The organism is Actinokineospora sp. NPDC004072 (assembly GCF_053604195.1).
Genome location: NZ_JBSGHB010000016.1, coordinates 83,547 through 101,138, shown reverse-complemented (window position 1 = coordinate 101,138; position 17,592 = coordinate 83,547). Strand labels below are relative to the sequence as shown.

At 75.8% G+C, this 17,592-nt stretch carries 15 protein-coding genes; 4 read left to right on the top strand and 11 right to left on the bottom strand.

All coding sequences use genetic code 11. The annotated features are described in order from the left end of the window. Positions 1-65 precede the first annotated feature (65 nt). Complete coding sequence (locus ACWEPX_RS24085) at positions 66-1,265, top strand: neutral zinc metallopeptidase (protein ID WP_451899487.1); 1,200 nt, start codon at positions 66-68, stop codon at positions 1,263-1,265. Here the strand turns inward: ACWEPX_RS24085 and ACWEPX_RS24080 are convergent. Genes ACWEPX_RS24080 through ACWEPX_RS24065 form a run of 4 tightly spaced genes read right to left on the bottom strand, consistent with a single transcriptional unit; the run spans position 1,262 to position 9,305 of the window. After that, entirely contained in the window at positions 1,262-1,669 is a 408-nt protein-coding gene (locus tag ACWEPX_RS24080; RefSeq protein ID WP_451899486.1) for a hypothetical protein, read from the bottom strand. The two genes, ACWEPX_RS24085 and ACWEPX_RS24080, sit on opposite strands and share 4 nt — an antisense overlap. Before the next feature lie 42 nt (positions 1,670-1,711). After that, positions 1,712-2,767 (bottom strand): potassium channel family protein, encoded by a 1,056-nt coding sequence (locus tag ACWEPX_RS24075; protein ID WP_451899485.1) that lies wholly within the window; start codon positions 2,765-2,767, stop codon positions 1,712-1,714. A gap of 59 nt (positions 2,768-2,826) precedes the next feature. Continuing rightward, positions 2,827-6,087: an ATP-dependent helicase gene (locus ACWEPX_RS24070; RefSeq protein ID WP_451899484.1), complete on the bottom strand. Its 3,261-nt coding sequence runs from the start codon at positions 6,085-6,087 to the stop codon at positions 2,827-2,829. Then, complete coding sequence (locus ACWEPX_RS24065) at positions 6,084-9,305, bottom strand: ATP-dependent helicase (RefSeq protein ID WP_451899483.1); 3,222 nt, start codon at positions 9,303-9,305, stop codon at positions 6,084-6,086. Before ACWEPX_RS24065 ends, ACWEPX_RS24070 begins: the two co-directional genes overlap by 4 nt. Positions 9,306-9,320: 15 nt before the next feature. Between ACWEPX_RS24065 and ACWEPX_RS24060 the strand changes: the two genes are divergently transcribed. Further along, the gene (locus ACWEPX_RS24060; RefSeq protein ID WP_451899482.1) at positions 9,321-10,058 is read left to right on the top strand and encodes an alpha/beta fold hydrolase; all 738 of its coding nucleotides are present in this window, start codon (positions 9,321-9,323) and stop codon (positions 10,056-10,058) included. Beyond that, a complete protein-coding gene (locus ACWEPX_RS24055) occupies positions 10,055-10,348 on the top strand; it encodes an MGMT family protein (protein WP_451899481.1) in 294 nt (97 codons plus the stop codon). The genes ACWEPX_RS24060 and ACWEPX_RS24055 overlap by 4 nt, the downstream gene beginning before the upstream one ends. Here ACWEPX_RS24055 and ACWEPX_RS24050 read toward each other — a convergent pair. From ACWEPX_RS24050 to nirB, 7 genes are all read right to left on the bottom strand, one after another. Next, positions 10,345-10,539: a hypothetical protein gene (locus ACWEPX_RS24050; protein ID WP_451899480.1), complete on the bottom strand. Its 195-nt coding sequence runs from the start codon at positions 10,537-10,539 to the stop codon at positions 10,345-10,347. The two genes, ACWEPX_RS24055 and ACWEPX_RS24050, sit on opposite strands and share 4 nt — an antisense overlap. Positions 10,540-10,746: 207 nt before the next feature. Next, positions 10,747-11,112 carry a tetratricopeptide repeat protein gene (locus ACWEPX_RS24045; RefSeq protein WP_451899479.1) on the bottom strand — a complete coding sequence of 122 codons (366 nt, stop codon included), beginning with the start codon at positions 11,110-11,112 and terminating at the stop codon, positions 10,747-10,749. Further along, entirely contained in the window at positions 11,109-12,053 is a 945-nt protein-coding gene (locus tag ACWEPX_RS24040) for a pirin family protein (protein WP_451899478.1), read from the bottom strand. The genes ACWEPX_RS24045 and ACWEPX_RS24040 overlap by 4 nt, the downstream gene beginning before the upstream one ends. 77 nt (positions 12,054-12,130) lie before the next feature. Further along, entirely contained in the window at positions 12,131-12,793 is a 663-nt protein-coding gene (locus ACWEPX_RS24035; protein WP_451899477.1) for a sirohydrochlorin chelatase, read from the bottom strand. Then, on the bottom strand, positions 12,790-13,947 hold the full coding sequence (locus ACWEPX_RS24030) for a uroporphyrinogen-III synthase (protein ID WP_451899476.1): 1,158 nt from the start codon (positions 13,945-13,947) through the stop codon (positions 12,790-12,792). The genes ACWEPX_RS24035 and ACWEPX_RS24030 overlap by 4 nt, the downstream gene beginning before the upstream one ends. Next, a complete protein-coding gene (gene nirD / locus ACWEPX_RS24025; RefSeq protein ID WP_451899475.1) occupies positions 13,944-14,270 on the bottom strand; it encodes a nitrite reductase small subunit NirD in 327 nt (108 codons plus the stop codon). The genes ACWEPX_RS24030 and nirD overlap by 4 nt, the downstream gene beginning before the upstream one ends. After that, on the bottom strand, positions 14,267-16,759 hold the full coding sequence (gene nirB, locus ACWEPX_RS24020) for a nitrite reductase large subunit NirB (protein WP_451899474.1): 2,493 nt from the start codon (positions 16,757-16,759) through the stop codon (positions 14,267-14,269). Before nirB ends, nirD begins: the two co-directional genes overlap by 4 nt. Positions 16,760-16,967: 208 nt before the next feature. Between nirB and ACWEPX_RS24015 the strand changes: the two genes are divergently transcribed. Continuing rightward, positions 16,968-17,543 carry a hypothetical protein gene (locus tag ACWEPX_RS24015; RefSeq protein WP_451899473.1) on the top strand — a complete coding sequence of 192 codons (576 nt, stop codon included), beginning with the start codon at positions 16,968-16,970 and terminating at the stop codon, positions 17,541-17,543. Positions 17,544-17,592: the final 49 nt, after the last annotated feature.

Sequence of the window (17,592 nt, the reverse complement as noted above, 5' to 3'; positions counted from 1 at the left end):
GCAGCGAACGATAGCCGAGCCCGCCTATGCTCACCGGCGATCTCGGACAAGTGGGGGAACCAGCCATGCACCAGCCGCCGCACGGACCTTGGCACCAGCAGCCGCCGGGCGGGCACCGGCCGCCGATGCCGCCGCCGCGGCCGGTGGCTCCCCCGCCGTACGCGCGGCCGCTGCCCCCGGGCATGCACCATCCACAGCAGACCTACGGGCAGCCGCAGTACGGCTACGCGCAACCGTGGCCCGCCTACCGCCCGCCCATGCCGCCGCCGAAGTCCAACGCCGGGGTGATCACTGCGGTGTCGCTGGTCGGCGTGCTCATGCTGGCCGCAGGCCTGTTCGGCGCCATCAGCATCGCCGACGCCTACGACTACGACGACGTGGGCTACTCCTCCCCCACCTACACCACGTCGTACACCGGCTACTCCTCCGCGTCGGCCTACCCGTCCACCACGTCATCGGAGTACCCGACCTCGACCACCACGGACTATCCGACGACGACCAGCACGACCACCACCGACCCGACGACCGAGACTCCCTCCGGGCCGCAACCGGTCTACACGCTCGCCGACAACCCCCTGCACGGCGACAACGGCACCAACGCGGCCAGCTGCACCATCAGCGGCTGGCCGAGCGACCCCGCCGCGGCGAAGGCGTTCTTCACCCGCGTCCTGCCGTGCATGGAGGCGGCGTGGGCGCCCGCGATGGAGCGGGCGGGCCTGCCGTACGAGACGCCCGGGCTGGAGTTCCCGAGCGGGACGAGCTGGGAGAGCCCGTGCGGCAGCACCAGCGGGGCCTCGGCGGCGGCGTTCTACTGCTCGCGCAACAACACCATCTACATGCCGTTCGAGGGGTTGCAGACCGGCGACATCGGCAACCAGCCGGGCAAGTACCTGGCCCTCTTCGGCCACGAGTTCGGCCACCACATCCAGTGGCTGGCAGGCGTGCTGCCGACCTACCACGAGGCCAAGTACGAGGCGGGCGACCAGACCGCCGCAGGCCTTGAGCTGTCCCGCCGCGCCGAGCTGCAGGCGTCCTGCCTGGGCGGGATGTGGTTCGCAGGCGCGTGGAACGGCGACGCAGGCCTGGCCGATGCGCACGTGCGCCAGTTCCTCGCCGACGGCTACGAGCGCGGCGACTGGAACTCCAACCTGCCGCGCGACCACGGCTCGCCGCAGAACAACGGCGCGTGGCAGGAGCACGGCTACCGCAACAACCGGGGCAACTACTGCAACACCTGGGCCGCGGACTCCCAGCACGTGTCCTAGGCGCGCCGGTACAGCGCGACGAACCCGGCACCCGCCATCCCGGCGAAGACGGCCAGCACGACGCCGAGCACCCGGGCGTCGGTCGCCGCTCCGGTGCGCGCGCTGGCCAGGTGGACCGAGTCGTCGGTGACCGACAGCAGCACCTCGTCGCCCGCGCTGTGCCCGCAGGCGTCCAGCTCGGCGCGCACGGTCTCGCCGTCGAGCTGGTACTCGACCTCCTCCGGCCCGCTCTCGGCGCACGACACCGCGGCGGTGACCGTGCCGGTCGCCTCCCAGGACTCCGCGGACACCGACCACATGCCGTAGGCGCCGAACACGGCCATGACGACGGCCACGACGACGCTCAGCAGCGCGACGACGCCCGCCTGCCCGGCAGGCGTCCCCAGAACCGGCGGCACACGCACCCCCGGATCGTCGCACCCCGGGCAAGCCCGGCGGGGGGCGGCTCAGTCCGACGCGGGGGTGACCTTGCGGATGTAGAGGAGCCGGTCGCCGCGCTCGATGGCGTCGGCCTCGGCGGAGTCGACCCGGTAGAGGGTGCCCGCGCGGACGATGCCCAGGACGATGTCGGCCAGGTGGCGCGGGGAGCCGCCGATCTCGCTCTCCTCGACCTCGCGCTCGGAGATGGCCAGGCCCTCGTCCGGGGTGATCAGGTCCTCGACCATGTCGACCACGGTCGGGGTGTGGGTGGCCATGCCGAGCAGGCGGCCCGCCGTCTCGCTGGAGACCACGACCTGGTTGGCGCCGGACTGGCGCAGCAGGTGCACGTTCTCGGTCTCCCGGACCGCGGCGACGATCTGGGCCTTGGGGGCCAGCTCGCGCGCGGTGAGGGTGATCAGCACCGCCGAGTCGTCGCGGTTGGCGGCGACGACGATCGAGCGCGCCCGCGGCACCCCGGCCACCCGCAGCACGTCGGAGCGGGTGCCCGAGCCGTGCACGGTGACCAGGCCGAGCAGCGACGCCGCGTCGAGCATGGCCTGGTCCGGGTCGACCACGACGATCCGGCTGGGGTCCACCCCGTCGGAGAGCACGGCGGCCACGGCCGACCGGCCCTTGGTGCCGTAGCCGATGACCACCACGTGATCCCGCACCTTCGACCTCCAGCGTTGGATCTTGAACGCCTGCCGGGAGCGCTCGGTGAGCACCTCCAGCGTGGTGCCGACCAGCACGATCAGGAACAGCACCCGCAGCGGCGTGATCACCAGGATGTTGACCAGGCGGGCCGACTCGCTGGCGGGGGTGATGTCACCGTAGCCGGTCGTGGACAGCGACACCGTGGCGTAGTACACCGCGTCGAGGAGGCTCACGCCGTCCTCGTTGACGTCGCGGTAGCCGTCGCGGTCGAGGTAGACGATCAGCACCGTGGCGGTCAGGGCGAGCAGCGCGCCCAGCACCCGGCGCATGATCGCGGCCACCGGGGTCACCCGGGACTCGGGCATCCGGATGATCCCGACCAGATCCTGCTCGGCCCGCTCCTGGATGAGCTTCCTGATCGATCTCACCGGCGTCCCCGGGCGATCTGCGTCACGGCGGAAGGTTAACCCCCGCGCCCACGCCCTGGTCAGTCGAGGGGCACCGAGCGCAGCAGGTCGCGCAGGCCGTCGGCGTCGAGCAGGTCCGCCGGGCGCAGGGTGCGGTCGCTGCGCACGTAGTGGAAGGCGGCGCGCACCTGGTCCGGGTGCACGCCGACCAGGCCGGCCCAGGCCAGGCGGTAGGCGGCCAGCTGCACGGTCAGCGCGGGCAGGCGCTCCTCGTCGGGCAGGGCGCCGGTCTTCCAGTCGACCACGGTCCAGCCGCCGTCCTCGTCGCGGAAGACGGCGTCCATGCGGCCGCGGATGGCGAAGCCGTCGATCTCGGTGGCGAAGGGGACCTCGACGTCGTGCGGCACGCGGTCGGCCCACGCCGAGCGCAGGAACGCCGCCTGCAGCGACTCCAGGTCCGCGTCCGGGGCGGCGTCGTCGTCGGCCGCGCCGGGCAGCTCGTCGAGGTCGATCAGGGTGCGGGAGCCGAAGCGGCGCTCCAGCCAGCTGTGGAAGGCGGTGCCGCGGCGGGCGACCGGGTTCGGCGGGTACGGCAGCGGCCTGCGCAGCCTGCTGGCCAGCGCGTCGCGGTCGGTGGCCAGCTCGACCAGCTGGCTGACCGAGAGCTGGTCGGGCAGCGCGACCCGCTCGCGCCGGGCCGCGGCCGCGGCGCGCTCGGCGAGCAGGACGTCGGTGTCGCGGACCCAGCCGTCGGGGTCGTCGGGCGGGTCCGGCGGCGCGTCGGCGAGCCGGGCCAGCTCGGCGCGGACGAGCTCGGCCCCGGCCACCACGTCGGTGCGGCGCCCGCCGAGCGGGTCGGCTGGCCACTGGGCGGTGGTCACCTTGGCCGCCAGCGGGTTCTCCGCGCCCTCCTGCGGCGCTGGCTCCCACAGCTCGACCGCCCCGGTGCCGTCGACCAGCTCGGCCAGCTCGGTGAGGAACTCCGACGGGCCGCTCGGGGTGGCCTTGGTCTTGCCCCACCAGTGCCCGGAGACGATCAGCGAGCGCTCGGCGCGGGTGATGGCGACGTAGCAGAGCCTGCGCTCCTCCAGCAGCGCGCGTTCGGCGAAGGCGTCCTTGTGGTCTTCGAGCAGGGCCTCCACCTCCTTGCGGTTGGCCGCCGCCGCCAGGTCGAGCCGGGGCAGGTCCTGGGCGTCGCCGCGCAGGTGGGCGGGCAGCTCGGTGACCGAGGTCAGCCAGGAGCCGCCGCGGCGCTTGCTCGGGAAGACCGAGTCGACCAGGTGCGGGACGGCGACGATGCGCCACTCCAGGCCCTTGGCCGAGTGGACGGTGAGGATCTGCACGCGGTCGGGGGCGACCTCGACCTCGCCGGGCTCCAGGCCGTCCTCGGCGTCCTCGGCGGTGCGCAGGTAGTCCAGCAGGGCGGGCAGGCTCGCCGACGGGGCGGCCCGCGCGTAGTCGGCCACCACGTCGGCGAAGGCGTCCAGGTGCGCCCGGCCCGCGCCGCCGCGGCGGGCGGTGGCCTCGATGTCGAGCTGCATGGTGCGCTCGACGTCGGCGACCAGCTCCGGCAGCGGCTGGTCCAGCCTGCGGCGCAGCGCGCGCAGCTCGCCGCCCAGGGCGCGGATGCGGCGGTAGCCCGACGGCGAGTACGCCTCGCGCTCGCCGGGGTCGTCGATGGCGTCGACCAGCCCCGCCTGCTCGACCCCCTCCCCCGCCAGCACGTCGAACGGGCCGTCGGGCTGGGGGGCGTAGGTTCCGGAGAGCTCCTTGGCGCGGGCCCACAGCGCGGCCAGGTCGGCCGCGCCCAGCCGCCAGCGCGAGCCGGTGAGCAGCCGGGCGGCCGCGGTGCCCGCGAGCGGGTCGATCAGCACGCGCAGGGCGCTGACCAGGTCCCGGATCTCCGGCTCGTCCAGCAGCCCGCCGATGCCGACCACCTCGACGGGCAGCCCGCGCTCGCGCAGCGCGGTGGCCAGGTCGGCCATGTCCGCGCGCCTGCGGACGAGGACCGCGGCGGTCGGGGCCTGCCCGTCGGCCTCCTTCGCCGCGTACCAGCGGTCGGCGACCTGGTTGGCCACCCACTGCACCTCGGTGTCCACATCGGACAGCAGGGCGAGCGCGATGTCGCCGGGCGGCGCGCCCGCGCGCGGGCGCAGCTCCTCGACGTCGAGGCCGTGGGCGCGCAGCGGCGCGGCGATCGCGTTGGCCAGGTCCAGCACCTCGGCGGGGTTGCGGAAGCTGGTCAGCAGGCCGTACTTCGCGGCGGGGACGAGCGATCCTCCCACCCGGCGCGGGAAGTCGGTGGCGAAGCGCGGCAGGTTGGCCGCGCTGGCCCCGCGCCAGCCGTAGATCGCCTGGGCGGGGTCGCCGACGGCGGTGACGGCCATCGGCTCGGCGTCCGGGTGGGCCTGGGACAGGCCGAACAGCGCGCGCAGCAGCACGCGCTGGGAGTGGCCGGTGTCCTGGTACTCGTCGAGCAGGACGGCGCTGTAGCGCGCCCGCTCCCCCGCCACCACCTCCGGGTGGGCCTCGGCGAGCCGGGCGGCCAGCGACATCTGGTCGCCGAAGTCGATCGCGCCCTCCCGGCGCTTGCGCTCGGTGTAGGCGTCCACCAGGGCCAGCAGCGCCACCCGGAAGCGCTGGGTGACGATGACCTCCTTGAGCTTCTGCGAGAGGTCCTGGCGCTGGCCCTTCGCGCGCGGCGCTGACTCGATGAGCGCGCACAGCTCGTCCGCCGCGCGCCGCAGGGCGTCCTCGTCCACCAGGTGCTCGGCCAGCTCGCCCGCCAGCTGGAGCACGCGCTGGGTGATCGTGGCAGGCACGAGGTCGGTGTCGAGGTCCTGGCTCCACGTGGCGACGACCCGGTGCGCGGCCTGCCAGGACGCGGTCTCGGTGAGCAGCCGCGCGCCCGGTTCGACCGGCAGCCGCAGGCCGTGCTCGGCGACCAGCCTGCCCGCGTAGGCGTGGTAGGTCAGCACGGTCGGCTCGCCCGCGTACACCGCGGCGCGGCGCTCGCCGCTGGGGTCCAGCTTGTCCAGCAGCCGCGCGCCCGCGAGCCTGCGCAGCCGGGCGCGCACCCGGTCGGCGAGCTGGCGGGCGGCCTTGCGGGTGAAGGTCAGGCCCAGCACCTGATCCGGGGTGACCAGGCCGTTGGCCACCAGCCACACCACGCGCCCGGCCATCGTCTCGGTCTTGCCCGCGCCCGCGCCCGCGACGACCAGCGCGGGCTCCGGCGGCGCGGCGATCACCGCGGCCTGCTCCGGGGTGGGCGCGGCGATGCCCAGCTCGTGGGCCAGTTCGGCGGGGCTGACCAGCGCGAGGCCCGGCAGGGGCAGGCTCATTCGGTCACCTGGCGCCCGCTGGGGTTGAGCGGGCAGGCCGTGCGGACCGGGCAGCGCGGGCAGTCGGGGTTGGCCGTGGCGAGGTAGTCGGGGCCGACGGTGGACCGGGCCGCGTCCTGGACGATCTTGAGCCAGTGCTCGCGCGCCTCGGCGTCCAGCGGGGCCTGGCCGCGCTCGGTCGCCTTGCCGCGCGCGCGTTTGGCCACGTAGAGCAGCTTCGCGCCGCCCGGCTCGCGGCTGAGCCCGTCCTCGGCGAACGCGCCGTAGGCCACGGCGAGCTGGTACACCGCCAGCTGCGGGTTCTCCTGGGCGGTCTCGGCCGACACCGGCGACTTGCCGGTCTTGATGTCCACGATCACCGGGCGGCCCTCGGCGTCGGCCTCCAGCCGGTCGACCCGGCCGCTGACGCCGACCCCGCCGGGCAGGTCGACGCGCACGTCCCGCTCCACGGCGACCTGGGTCAGCTCGCCGCGGGTCGCGTGCAGCCAGTCCAGGAACGTGTCCACCATCGCGCGGACGCGGTTCTGCTCGCGCTTGGAGAACCAGGGCGCGCCCGCGTCCACCGCGGACCACGCGCGGTCGAGCTCGCGCATCAGCTCCTCGCGCGACGCGCCCGCCGCCGCGGCCTGGGCCAGGGCGTGCACCAGGGTGCCGGTCACCGCGGCCAGCTCGGCCGGGTCGGCCCCGCCGTGGCGCTCGACCAGCCAGCGCAGCGGGCACTTGACCAGCACCTCGACCACCGACGGGGAGACCAGCACCGGGCGGGCGGCGTCGCGCAGCGGCGCCACCGTCGACATGTCCGGCAGGCCGTACCACTCGTCGGGGTGCGCGCCGGGCACGCCCGCGGCGGCCAGCCGGGCGAGCTGGCGGGCGGCCAGCGCCCGCCTGCCCGGCTCGGTCGCGCCGTCGCAGACCACCTGGCGCAGTTCGCCCACGAGGTCGGCCAGCACCAGCGCGCGCTCGGGCTTGGCGAGCGGGACCGGGTCGTCGGACTCCTCGGCCTCGACCCCCGCGACCTCGGCCAGGAACCGCGACGGCTGCTCCTCCTCCCCGCGCACGGCGCTGACCAGCAGCTTGCGCCGGGCGCGGCTGGCGGCCACCAGCAGCAGCCTGCGCTCCTCGGCCAGCAGCGGCGCGGTCGCCGAGACCTCCTCGGCCAGGTCGACCCCGGAGAGCAGGTCGACCATGCGCTCCACGCCGAGCAGCGAGCCGCGCAGCCGCAGGTCCGGCCACGCCCCCTCCTGCACGCCGGGCACCGCCACGACCGTCCACTCCCGACCGGCGGCGGCGTGCGCGGTCAGGATCGCCACAGCCTCGCCCTGGGGTGCGCTGGCGGCCAGCGTGTCGCCCGCGATCCGGTGGCCCACCAGGTGTTCGACGAACTCGCCCGGGCCGGAGCCGGGCAGCCGGTCGGCGTAGCGCTCGGCGGTGTGGAACAGCGCGACGATGGCGTCGAGGTCGCGGTCGGCCTGGGCGCCGACCGGGCCGCCGCGCGCGGCGGTGGCCACCCAGCGCGCCTCCAGCCCGCTGCCCTGCCAGAGGTCCCAGAGCACCCGCTCCAGGCCGATCCCGTCGGCGATGCCCCGGCGGGCCGCGGCGAGCAGCGCCGCGACCCGGCGCACCGGGCCTGCTTCGGCGTCGTCGAGGGCGGCGAGGCGGTCCTCGTCGTCGAGCACCTCGACGAGCAGCTCGTCGCTGGGCCGGTCGCCGCCCGCGGCGATCTCCAGCCTGCGCAGGCCGCGCCGCAACCGCCGCAGCGCCAGCGGATCGGCCCCGCCGAGCTGGGAGGACAGCAGCAGCTCCGCGGTGGCGGGGTCGAGCTGGTCGGGGGCGGCGGCGCAGCGCAGCAGCGCCAGGAACGGCCGCACCGCGGGCTGCTGGGCCAGCGGCAGCTCGTCGCCGGGCGCGGCGACCGGCACGCCCGCCGCGGCGAGGGCGCGGTGCAGCACCGGGACCGAGCGGGTCGCCGAGCGCACCAGCACGGCCATCTGCGACCACGGCACGCCGTCGATCAGGTGGGCGCGGCGGAGCTGGTCGGCCACCCAGGACGCCTCGGCCGCGGCGGAGGCGTGCAGCCGGACCAGGACGGTGCCGCCCTCGCCCTTCTCCTTCTCCGCGCGGGGGCGCGCGCCGGGCAGCCGGGCGGCCAGGTGGGCGACCGCGCGGCGGACCGCGGGGGCCATCCGGTGGCCGCGGCCGAGCACGACGGTGCGGTCGGCCTCGACGTCGCGGATCAGCCGCACATCCGCGCCGCGGAAGGAGAACACGCCCTGGTCGGGATCACCGGCCAGGACGAACTCCGCCGCCGACTCGCCCAGCGCGGTCAGCAGGCGGAACTGCAGCGGGTCGAGGTGCTGGGCGTCGTCGACGAGCAGGTGGCGCACGCGGGCGCGCTCGGCGGCCAGCAGCTCCTCGTCGGTGCGGAAGGCGAGCAGGGCGCTGGCGACCAGCTCGGCGGCGTCGAGCGCGGGCGCGGTGGTCTGGGCGATGCCGCTGTCCGCCGCGCCCTGCAGCAGCGTGACCTCTTCGTACTGCTGGCCGAACACGCCTGCGGCGACCCATTCGTCGCGCCCGTGCGCGCGTCCGAGCTCGATCAGGTCCTCCGGGCCGAGCCCGCGCTCGGCGGCGCGCAGCAGCAGGTCGCGCAGCTCCTCGGCGAAGCCGGGGACCTTCAGCGCCGGGCGCAGCCGCTCCGGCCACGCGCCCGCCCCGTCCTCGGCGTCGCCGTCGAGCAGCTCGCGGATCACCGCGTCCTGGTCGGGGCCGGTCAGCAGCCGGGGGCCGGGGCCGCCGTGGATCATCGCCTGGATGCGCAGGACCGCGAAGGCGTAGGAGTGGACGGTGCGCACCAGCGGCTCGCGGACCGTCCGGTTGCCCTCGCCGCGCTCGGTGAGCAGGGCGGTGACGCGGGCGCGCAGGTCGGCTGCCGCGCGCCTGCTGGTGGTGATCAGCAGCACCTGGTCGGGGCGGACCCCGCCCGCGATGCGGTCGGCGGCGGCCTCGGCGAGCAGGGTGGTCTTGCCGGTGCCCGGCCCGCCCACGACCCGGACGAAGCCGCCCGCGCCGTCGAGGACCGCCTGGGCGTCGGGCTCCCAGCGGGTGGCGCGACCGGCGACCGCAGGTCGACGGACGAGCTGCGGCGCGAAGGGGGAGCTTCCGCCTGCCACGCCCCCGATTGCACCACGCCGCCGCCGCGGACCCGCGCGCGGCACGCCCATGCGAGGATTCCGGCCATGGCCGACGTCCTGCACGTGCACGAGTTCGGACCGCCGGACGGGCCGCCCGTGGTGGTCCTGCACGGGGTCACCGGGCACGGCGGGCGCTTCCGCAGGCTGGCCGCCGAGCAGCTGCCCGGCCACCGGGTGATCGCCCCCGACCTGCGCGGGCACGGCCGCTCGCCGTCGCTGCCGCCGTGGACGCTGGAGCAGCACGCCGCCGACGTCGCCGCGGTGATGCAGACCCGCGGCCTGGGGCCGACGCCGGTGGTGGGGCACTCCTTCGGCGGGGTCGTCGCCCTGCACCTGCCGCCGGAGCGGGTGAGCGCGCTGCTGCTGCTCGACCCCGCGGTGTGCGTGCGTCCGGAGGACGCGCTGGCGAACGCGCTGGCCGCGGGCGGGGCCGTCGCGGATCATGCGCAAGCGCTTGCGGCCCAGCGCGGCGACTGGCCGACGGCCAGCGACGAGATCGTCGCCGAGGAGGTCGCCGAGCACTGGACGCGCTCGGATCGCGGATGGCATCCGCGCTACTGCCCGCCCGCGATCGCCGCGGCGTGGGGCGAGATGTGCAGGCCCGCGCCCGCGCCCCGCGTGCGCGCGGTGATGGTGCGCGCGCTGGGGGCGCAGTACGTGGGCGCGGAGTACCTGGCGGCGTGCGCGGGCGCCGATGTCGAGGTCGTCGACGTCGACTGCGGGCACGTCGTCTACCTGGAGCGGCCCGAGCGCGTGGGCGAGCTGGTGGGCGCGCTGGCGTGAACGAGGAACTGCACGAGCGCATCCGCGAGCTGGTCAGCGCCATCCCGCCGGGGAGGGTGTCGACCTACGGCGACATCGCCGCGCTCGCGGGCGCGTCGACGCCGCGGCTGGTCGGGCGCGTCCTGCGCGAGGACGGCCACGACCTGCCGTGGCACCGGGTGCTGCGCGCCACCGGCGTCCCCGCGCCGCACATCGTCCGGCGGCAGCTCGAACTGCTGCGCGCCGAAGGCGTGCTGGCGGACGGGGACCGGGTGGACTTGCGCCGCTACCGCTGGTCGGGTGGGGGTTAGGTCGTCTCGGACCCGCGGTGGCTGGCGTCGAGGCCGAGCATGTCGAGCAGCAGCCTGCAGTCCGTCGCGTCGGTGGCGTGGTCGGCCACCGTGCGCATCGCCTGGGCGCAGGCGCGCGCGTGGTGCCGTGTCTCCTGCTCGCGGGCCGCGGCACGACCGGTCACGGGAGCCGCATCATGGGCAAGCGTCATCGATTCCTCCTCGCGCAGGCCGCCGGGGAGAGCGTCGAGGTCGCTCTGGGGGAAACCCCACGGCGAAGCCTGCCGTGAACACAATTCACTCTTTCAGGGGAAAGTGATCGATTCAACCCCCCGAACAGACTCACCTCGCACCGTTATGGCCGAGTCACCGCGCGCAATCGTTTCCGATATGCGGCGCCACCGTGATCCCAGCGCTTCCTAGTCCGCTGTGGACACCCGCGATTCGGCGGTGGCGACGAGCTCGGCGAGTTCGGGGTCGGGGTCCATCGCCGCGGCCAGCCGCAGGTGCGGCAGGGCCTCCCGGTGCCGGTTGGCGCGCGCCAGCGACCGCCCGAGCAGCAGGTGGGCGTAGGCGTCGGAGGGGTCCATCGCCACCAGCCTGCGCGCGGTGCGCTCGGCGGGGCCGAGCGCGGCGGACTGGAACTGGGCCAGCGCGAGCTCGGTGAGCACGGCCCGCTCCGGGGCCAGCTCGGCGGCTTCGGCCAGCAGCCGGGCCGCCGTCGACGGGTCGCCGCTTTCCCGGTAGAACCGGCCGCGGGTGACCAGCTCGAGAATGTCGGTCATTGTTCTGCTCCCTTGTGGACGGGGATCTGGCCGAGCCTGCCCGCCTCGTAGTCCTCGACCGCTTGAATGATCTCCTTGCGCGTGTTCATCACGAACGGGCCGAATCGCGCGACCGGCTCGTTGATCGGCCTGCCGCCGAGCACCAGCACCTCCCACGCGGTCCGGGCGCGCAGGGTGATGGCGTCACCGCGGCCGAGGACCGCGAGCCTGCCCTCGCCCAGCGGCCTGCCCTCCCGGCCGACCTCCCCGTCGCCGGAGAGGACGTAGACCAGCGCGGTGAAGTCCGCGGGCCACGGCATGGCCAGCCGCGCGCCCGCGGCGACGCTCGCGTGCACGTAGGTGATCGGCGTCTGGGTGACGCCGGGCCCGCTGTGCCCCGCGAGGTCGCCCGCGATGAGCCGCACGAGCGCGCCGCCGTCGTCGCTGGACAGCAGCCGCGCGGCCGCCGCCGGGATGTCCTGGTAGCGCGGCTGGGCGAACTTCAGCGCGCGCGGCAGGTTGACCCACAGCTGCACGCCGTGGAACAGCCCGCCCTTGGCGACCATCTCCTGCGGCGGCATCTCGTTGTGCAGGATGCCTGCGCCCGCGGTCATCCACTGCGTCGCGCCGTCGGTGATCAGACCGCCGCCGCCTGCGGAGTCGGTGTGCTGCATCGCCCCGTCGATCATGTACGTGACGGTCTCGAAGCCGCGGTGCGGGTGCCACGGCGCGCCCTTGGCCTCGCCCGGGGCGTACTCCACCGCGCCCATGTGGTCGAGGAGGAGGAACGGGTCGGCCATGGCGAGGTCCACGCCCGGGAACGGGCGGCGCACCTGGAACCCCTCGCCCTCCAGGAACCGCTGGGCCACCACGGTCTTGGCGGTGGGCCGCCACGCGGTGGCGGCCTCCGGGAGCAGCGGGAGGCGGGGCAGGGTCAGGGTGTCGGCGGTGATGGCGGGCATCGCGGCCTCCTCGGTCCGCTGGCCGCCGGGGTGGCGACCGCTCAGCCCGACCAACCTCGTTGCGCTGGCAATTATTCCTAGGCCGCGGCGTAGGCGCGGGCCGCGGCGTAGCGGCGCACCACCAGCTCCGCGACGCGCGGGTGCGGGGCCAGCGGCGGGGTGACGACGCGCGCACCGCAGGCGGCCACCGCGTCGTGGAACCGGCCCGGGGCCAGCAGCCAGGACGCCACCGCCACCTCGGGACCGACCACCTCGGTGCCGACCACCTCGGCGACCCGGGGCACCGCGGCGACGCGGACCCGTTCGCCCGTGCGGGCGCCCAGGAGCAAGGCCGCGCGCCGGGTCTCCGCCACCGCCCGGGCGTCCGACGACTCCGCGGCGGCCAGGACGACGGGCATCCCCGGCCGCCAGCCCGCGGCCAGCAGTCGGCCGTGCAGAACCGCGACCAGCGCAGGGGAGGCACCGAGATGAGGGGTGATCACGGCCGCCGCGCCGGAGGCCGCGACCTGGGCGGGCACGTCCACCCGCACGTGGTAGCCCGCGGCCAGGAACAACGGCACCACAACCGAACGCCCGCGAACCTCGCGGAGGACGGACGCCACGTCAGGCTGGCGGACATCGGCGAAGGCCAGCCGGACGGGGACTGCGGGCAGCAGCCCGCGCACCTGCTCGGCCAGCTCGTGCGCCACCGCCGTCCCCGCCGACGACCGGGTCCCGTGCGCCACGACCACCAAGGTCATGGCAGAGGAACCGCCAAGCGGTAGCCGCGCTTGATGACGGTCTCCACCAGACCGGGATCGCCCAGCGCGGTGCGGAGCCTGCCGATCGCCGTCTCCACCGCGTGCTCATCCACTGCGGACTCCCGGCCCGAGTGGCGGCGCAGCACCCCGGCCAGGGCCGCGCGCGACAGCACGCGGCCGGGGGTGGCCGACAGGGCGCGCAGCACGGCCAGGGGCGCCGGGGTGATCGGGCGCAGGTCGCCGTCGAGCAGCACGGCCTGGCCGCGCAGTTCCAGCTCCCGTCCGCCTGCGGTGACGCGGGTCGCGCGGGTGGGCATGGTGTCGGCGAGGTGGCGGACCAGGGCGCCGATGCGGGCGCGGTCGGGCCAGGTGGTCGGGATGCCGCGCTCCAGCAGGGGCGCTGCGGTGATCGCGCCGACCGCGACCACCAGCACCCGCTCCCCCAGCGCCGCCAGCAGCGCGTCGAGCTTGCTCATGCGGTCGGCGGTGTCGAGGGTGCTGATCGCGGCCGGGGCGCTGGTGAAGGTGAGGGCGTCGAGCTGGCCTGCCACAGCGGCGTCGACCAGGCGCTCCAGCGGCGCCGGGTCGGCGGGGCCGGTCCAGCGGTAGACGGGGATCTCCACCACCTCCGCGCCCGCGCTCCGCAGCGCGCCGACGAAGTCCGGCAGCGGTTCGCCGTGCAGCTGGACCGCGACGCGCTTGCCGTCGACGCCTCCGGCGAGCAGGTGGGACAGCACCTCGGCGCTGGCCTCGGAGTCCGGGGAGAACGCCTCGACCAGGCCCGCCGCCCGCACCGCGCCCTTGGCCTTGGGGCCGCGGGCGAGCACGGCGGCCGCGGACAGCGCCGCGCGCAGCCGCTGGCCCAGGCCCCAGCCCTCGGCGGCCTCCATCCAGCCGCGGAAGCCGATGCCGGTGGTGGCGACCACCGCGTCGACCGGCGCGGCCAGCAGCCGGGTCGTGGCGGCCAGCAGGTCGCCGTCGTCGGCCAGCGGGATGATCCGGATGGCCGGGCCGTGCACGACCGCGGCGCCCCGGCGGGCCAGCAGGGCGCCCAGCTCGTCGGCGCGGCGGGCGGCGGTGACCCCCACGGTGTAGCCCGCCAGCGGGCCGGTCCCGGTCGCCTCCACGTCGCCCCCCTCCAGGAGCGCGGTCACGGGCGCCCCAGCTGGATGGTTCCACCCGCGACCCGGACCGGGTAGGTGGGGACGGCCACGGCCGGGTCGTCGAGGCAGCGCCCGGTGCGCAGGTCGAAGCGCTGCTTGTGCATGGGCGAGGCCACCACGGGCACGCCCCGCACCTCGCCGACGATGCCGCGGGCCAGCACCGCGGCCCCGCTGAACGGGTCGATGTTGCCCAGGGCGTGCAGGCCGTCGCGGGTGCGGAAGACCGCGACCTGGGCGCCGTCGGGCAGCAGCGCGGCGACCCCGGTCTCCAGCGGGACCGCCGCCAGCGGGCAGACGGGGATCCAGCCGGTCATCGGGCGGCCACCGGGACCGGCTGCCCGCGCTCGGCGCGGAAGGCGATCGTCGGGTCCGGCGCGCCGGGGGCGTTGGCGAAGGAGGCGAACCGGGCCAGCTTCACCGGGTCGGCGAGCACGCCAGCCCACTCGTCGGCGTAGCCGCGCACGTGCTCGGCCATCTGGGCCTCCAGCTCGGCGGCGATGCCGAGGCTGTCGGCCACCACGACGTCGCGCACGTGGTCGAGGCCGCCCTCGATCGACTCCAGCCACACCGAGGTGCGCTGCAGCCGGTCGGCGGTGCGGATGTAGAACATCAGGAACCGGTCGATCACGGCGATGAGCGCCGCTTTGTCCACACCGGACACGAGGAGGTCGGCGTGCCGGGGCAGGGCGCCGCCGTTGCCGCCGACGTAGAGGTTCCAGCCCGCCTCGGTGGCGATGACGCCGAAGTCCTTGCCGCGGGCCTCGGCGCACTCGCGGGCGCACCCCGACACCGCCGCCTTGAGCTTGTGCGGGGCGCGCAGGCCGCGGTAGCGCAGCTCCAGCTCGATGGCCAGGCCGACGGAGTCCTGCACCCCGTAGCGGCACCAGGTGGACCCGACGCACGACTTCACCGTCCGCAGCGCCTTGCCGTAGGCGTGGCCGGACTCGAAGCCCGCGTCCACCAGCCGCCGCCAGATCGCCGGGAGCTGGTCGACGGTCGCGCCGAGCAGGTCGATCCGCTGCCCGCCGGTGATCTTGGTGTAGAGCCCGAAGTCGGCGGCGACGGCGGCGATGGCCGCGAGCCCGGCCGGGGTGATCTCCCCGCCGGGGATGCGCGGGACCACCGAGTAGGTGCCGTTGCGCTGGAGGTTGGCCAGGTGGCGGTCGTTGGTGTCCTGCAGCCCGGCCTGCTCCCCCGCCAGGATGTGCCCGTTGCCCAGCGACGCCAGGATCGAGGCCACCACCGGCTTGCAGACCTCGCAGCCGCGGCCCGTCCCGTGCCGGGCCACCAGCTCGCTGAAGGTGCTGATCCCGGTGACGCGGACGATCTCGAACAGCTCGGCGCGCGAGTGGCTGAAGTGCTCGCACAGCGCGGTGGGATGCTCGACGCCGCAGGCGGTCAGCAGTTGCTTGAGCATCGGCACGCACGACCCGCACGCCGTGCCCGCGCGCGTGCACGCCTTGATCTTGGGCACGTCGTCGGCCGCCTGATCCAGGATCGCGGTGCGGATGGCGCCCTTGGTGACGGCGTTGCACGAGCAGATCTGCGCGTCGTCGGGCAGCGCGCCTGCCCCGACGCCGCCCCCGCCGCCCGGGGCCAGCAGCGCGGCGGGTTCGGCGGGCAGCGGGCGGCCGACCAGGGCGCGCAGGGCCGCGTAGTCGCCCGCGTCGCCGACCAGGACGCCGCCGAGCAGGGTCGTGGCGTCGGCGGAGACCACGAGCTTGCGGTAGCTGCCCGCCACGGCGTCGTCGACCACGACTTCCAGGGCGCCCTCGGTGGCCGCGTGCGCGTCGCCGAAGCTGGCCACGTCCACGCCCATCAGCTTGAGCTTGGTGGCGGTGTCCGCGCCGGTGAACTCCGCCGCGCCGCCGAGCAGCCGGTCCGCGGCGACCTCGGCCATGCCGTAGCCGGGGGCGACCAGGCCGTGGACCCGGCCGCCGGCCAGCGCGCACTCGCCGATCGCGTAGATGCCCGGGTCCGCGGTGCGGCACGCGGCGTCGACCACGATCCCGCCGCGCTCGCCCACGTCGAGGCCGCACTCGCGGGCGAGCTGGTCGCGCGGGCGGATGCCCGCGGCGAACACGACGAGGTCGACGTCCAGCTCGGTGCCCGAGGCCAGCCGGGCCAGCAGCCTGCCCCGGTCGGCTTCGACGGCGGCGACCGACGTGCCCGGGTGCACGGTGACGCCCAGCCGCTCGACCAGCCGCCGCAGCAGCGCGCCGCCGCCGTCGTCGACCTGCAGCGGCATCAGCCGGGGGGCCAGCTCGACCACGTGCGGGGACAGGCCCAGGTCGCGCAGCGCCTTGGCCGCCTCCAGGCCCAGCAGCCCCCCGCCGACGACCAGCGCCGCACCCCGGCCTGCGCCCGCCCGCGCCCCCAGCGCCGAAGCGCGGATGGCGTCGAGGTCGTCGACGGTCCGGTAGACGTGGCAGCCGGGCAGGTCGCGGCCGGGCACCGGTGGCACGAACGGCGCCGAGCCGGTGGCCAGCACCAGCGCGTCGAAGGGGCGCACCCGCCCGGCGGCCGTGGTGACCGTGCGCGCGGCGCGGTCGACCGCGGTCACCGGCTCGCCCAGGTGCAGCGCCACGGCGTCGTCCCCGGGGTACTCCGCGCCGTCGAGCTGGAGCCTGCCCGCGTCCCAGTCGTCCACATAGGACGTCAGCGCCACCCGGTCGTAGGCGGGCCTGGCCTCCTCGGCGAACACCTCGACCCGCCACGCGCCCGCGGTGTCGCGCTCGCGTAACGCCTGCACGAACCGGTGGCCGACCATGCCGTGCCCGACGACGACGGCTGTCCGCGCCATGCCGCGCCTCCCTCCGATCCCCTGCGGCGACCGCCGCGACGCCATGCTCCGATTCGCCGGTGTCACCGGGGATTCCCGGCTGTTTCCCCCCGGTTACGGCTGCCGCCCCGCGCGGACGGCCGACCCGTGCGGGTGACCGCCCCCACGATCGGCTGATTTCCCGGCGGTAACTTGGGGTTGGGCCAATCGGGGTCCTACCGTCGTCGCCGTGCGTTCCCGAACGAGCGCCGCGCCGCTGGTGGCCGCGGCCACCCTGGCGGCCCTCGCGGCCTGCGCGCCCGGCACGCCCGCCGGGCTGGCGCCCCGCTCGGTCGTGGCCGAGCCGGGGCCGCCGGTGTCGGCCGTGGCCGCCGCCGATCCCGCGGTGGTCGTCGCGGTGCCCAAGCGCGTGGGCGCCGTGGACTGCGCCCGGTTCGTGCCCGCCCTGGTCGCGGCCACGGGGGTCGACGCCCGGGTGCGCGAGCACGAGTCCACGCCCGAGCTGTGCCGCTACGAGCTGCCCTACAACCGGGGCATCACCACCGCGTCGGTCTTCTTCCGCGCCGAGCCGCCGGGCACGCCCAGCTACCGGCCGACCGAGGACCTCTTCGGCAACACCGCCTACGAGGTCGACGGCTCCGCGGGCAAGGACTGCGGCATCTCGGTGGCCATCGACGCGAGCAAGCAGGCGCACGAGCACGGGTCGCACCTGACGGTGCTGGGCACCTACGAGGCCGTCGAGGAGCCGTGCGTGGTGACCCGGCGCATCGCCGAGACGATCTTCGACGAGCTACCCGACGCCTGATCCCTCGACGGTGGAAGCACCGCCCGGCAAGGCTTTCCGCGCGCTACCA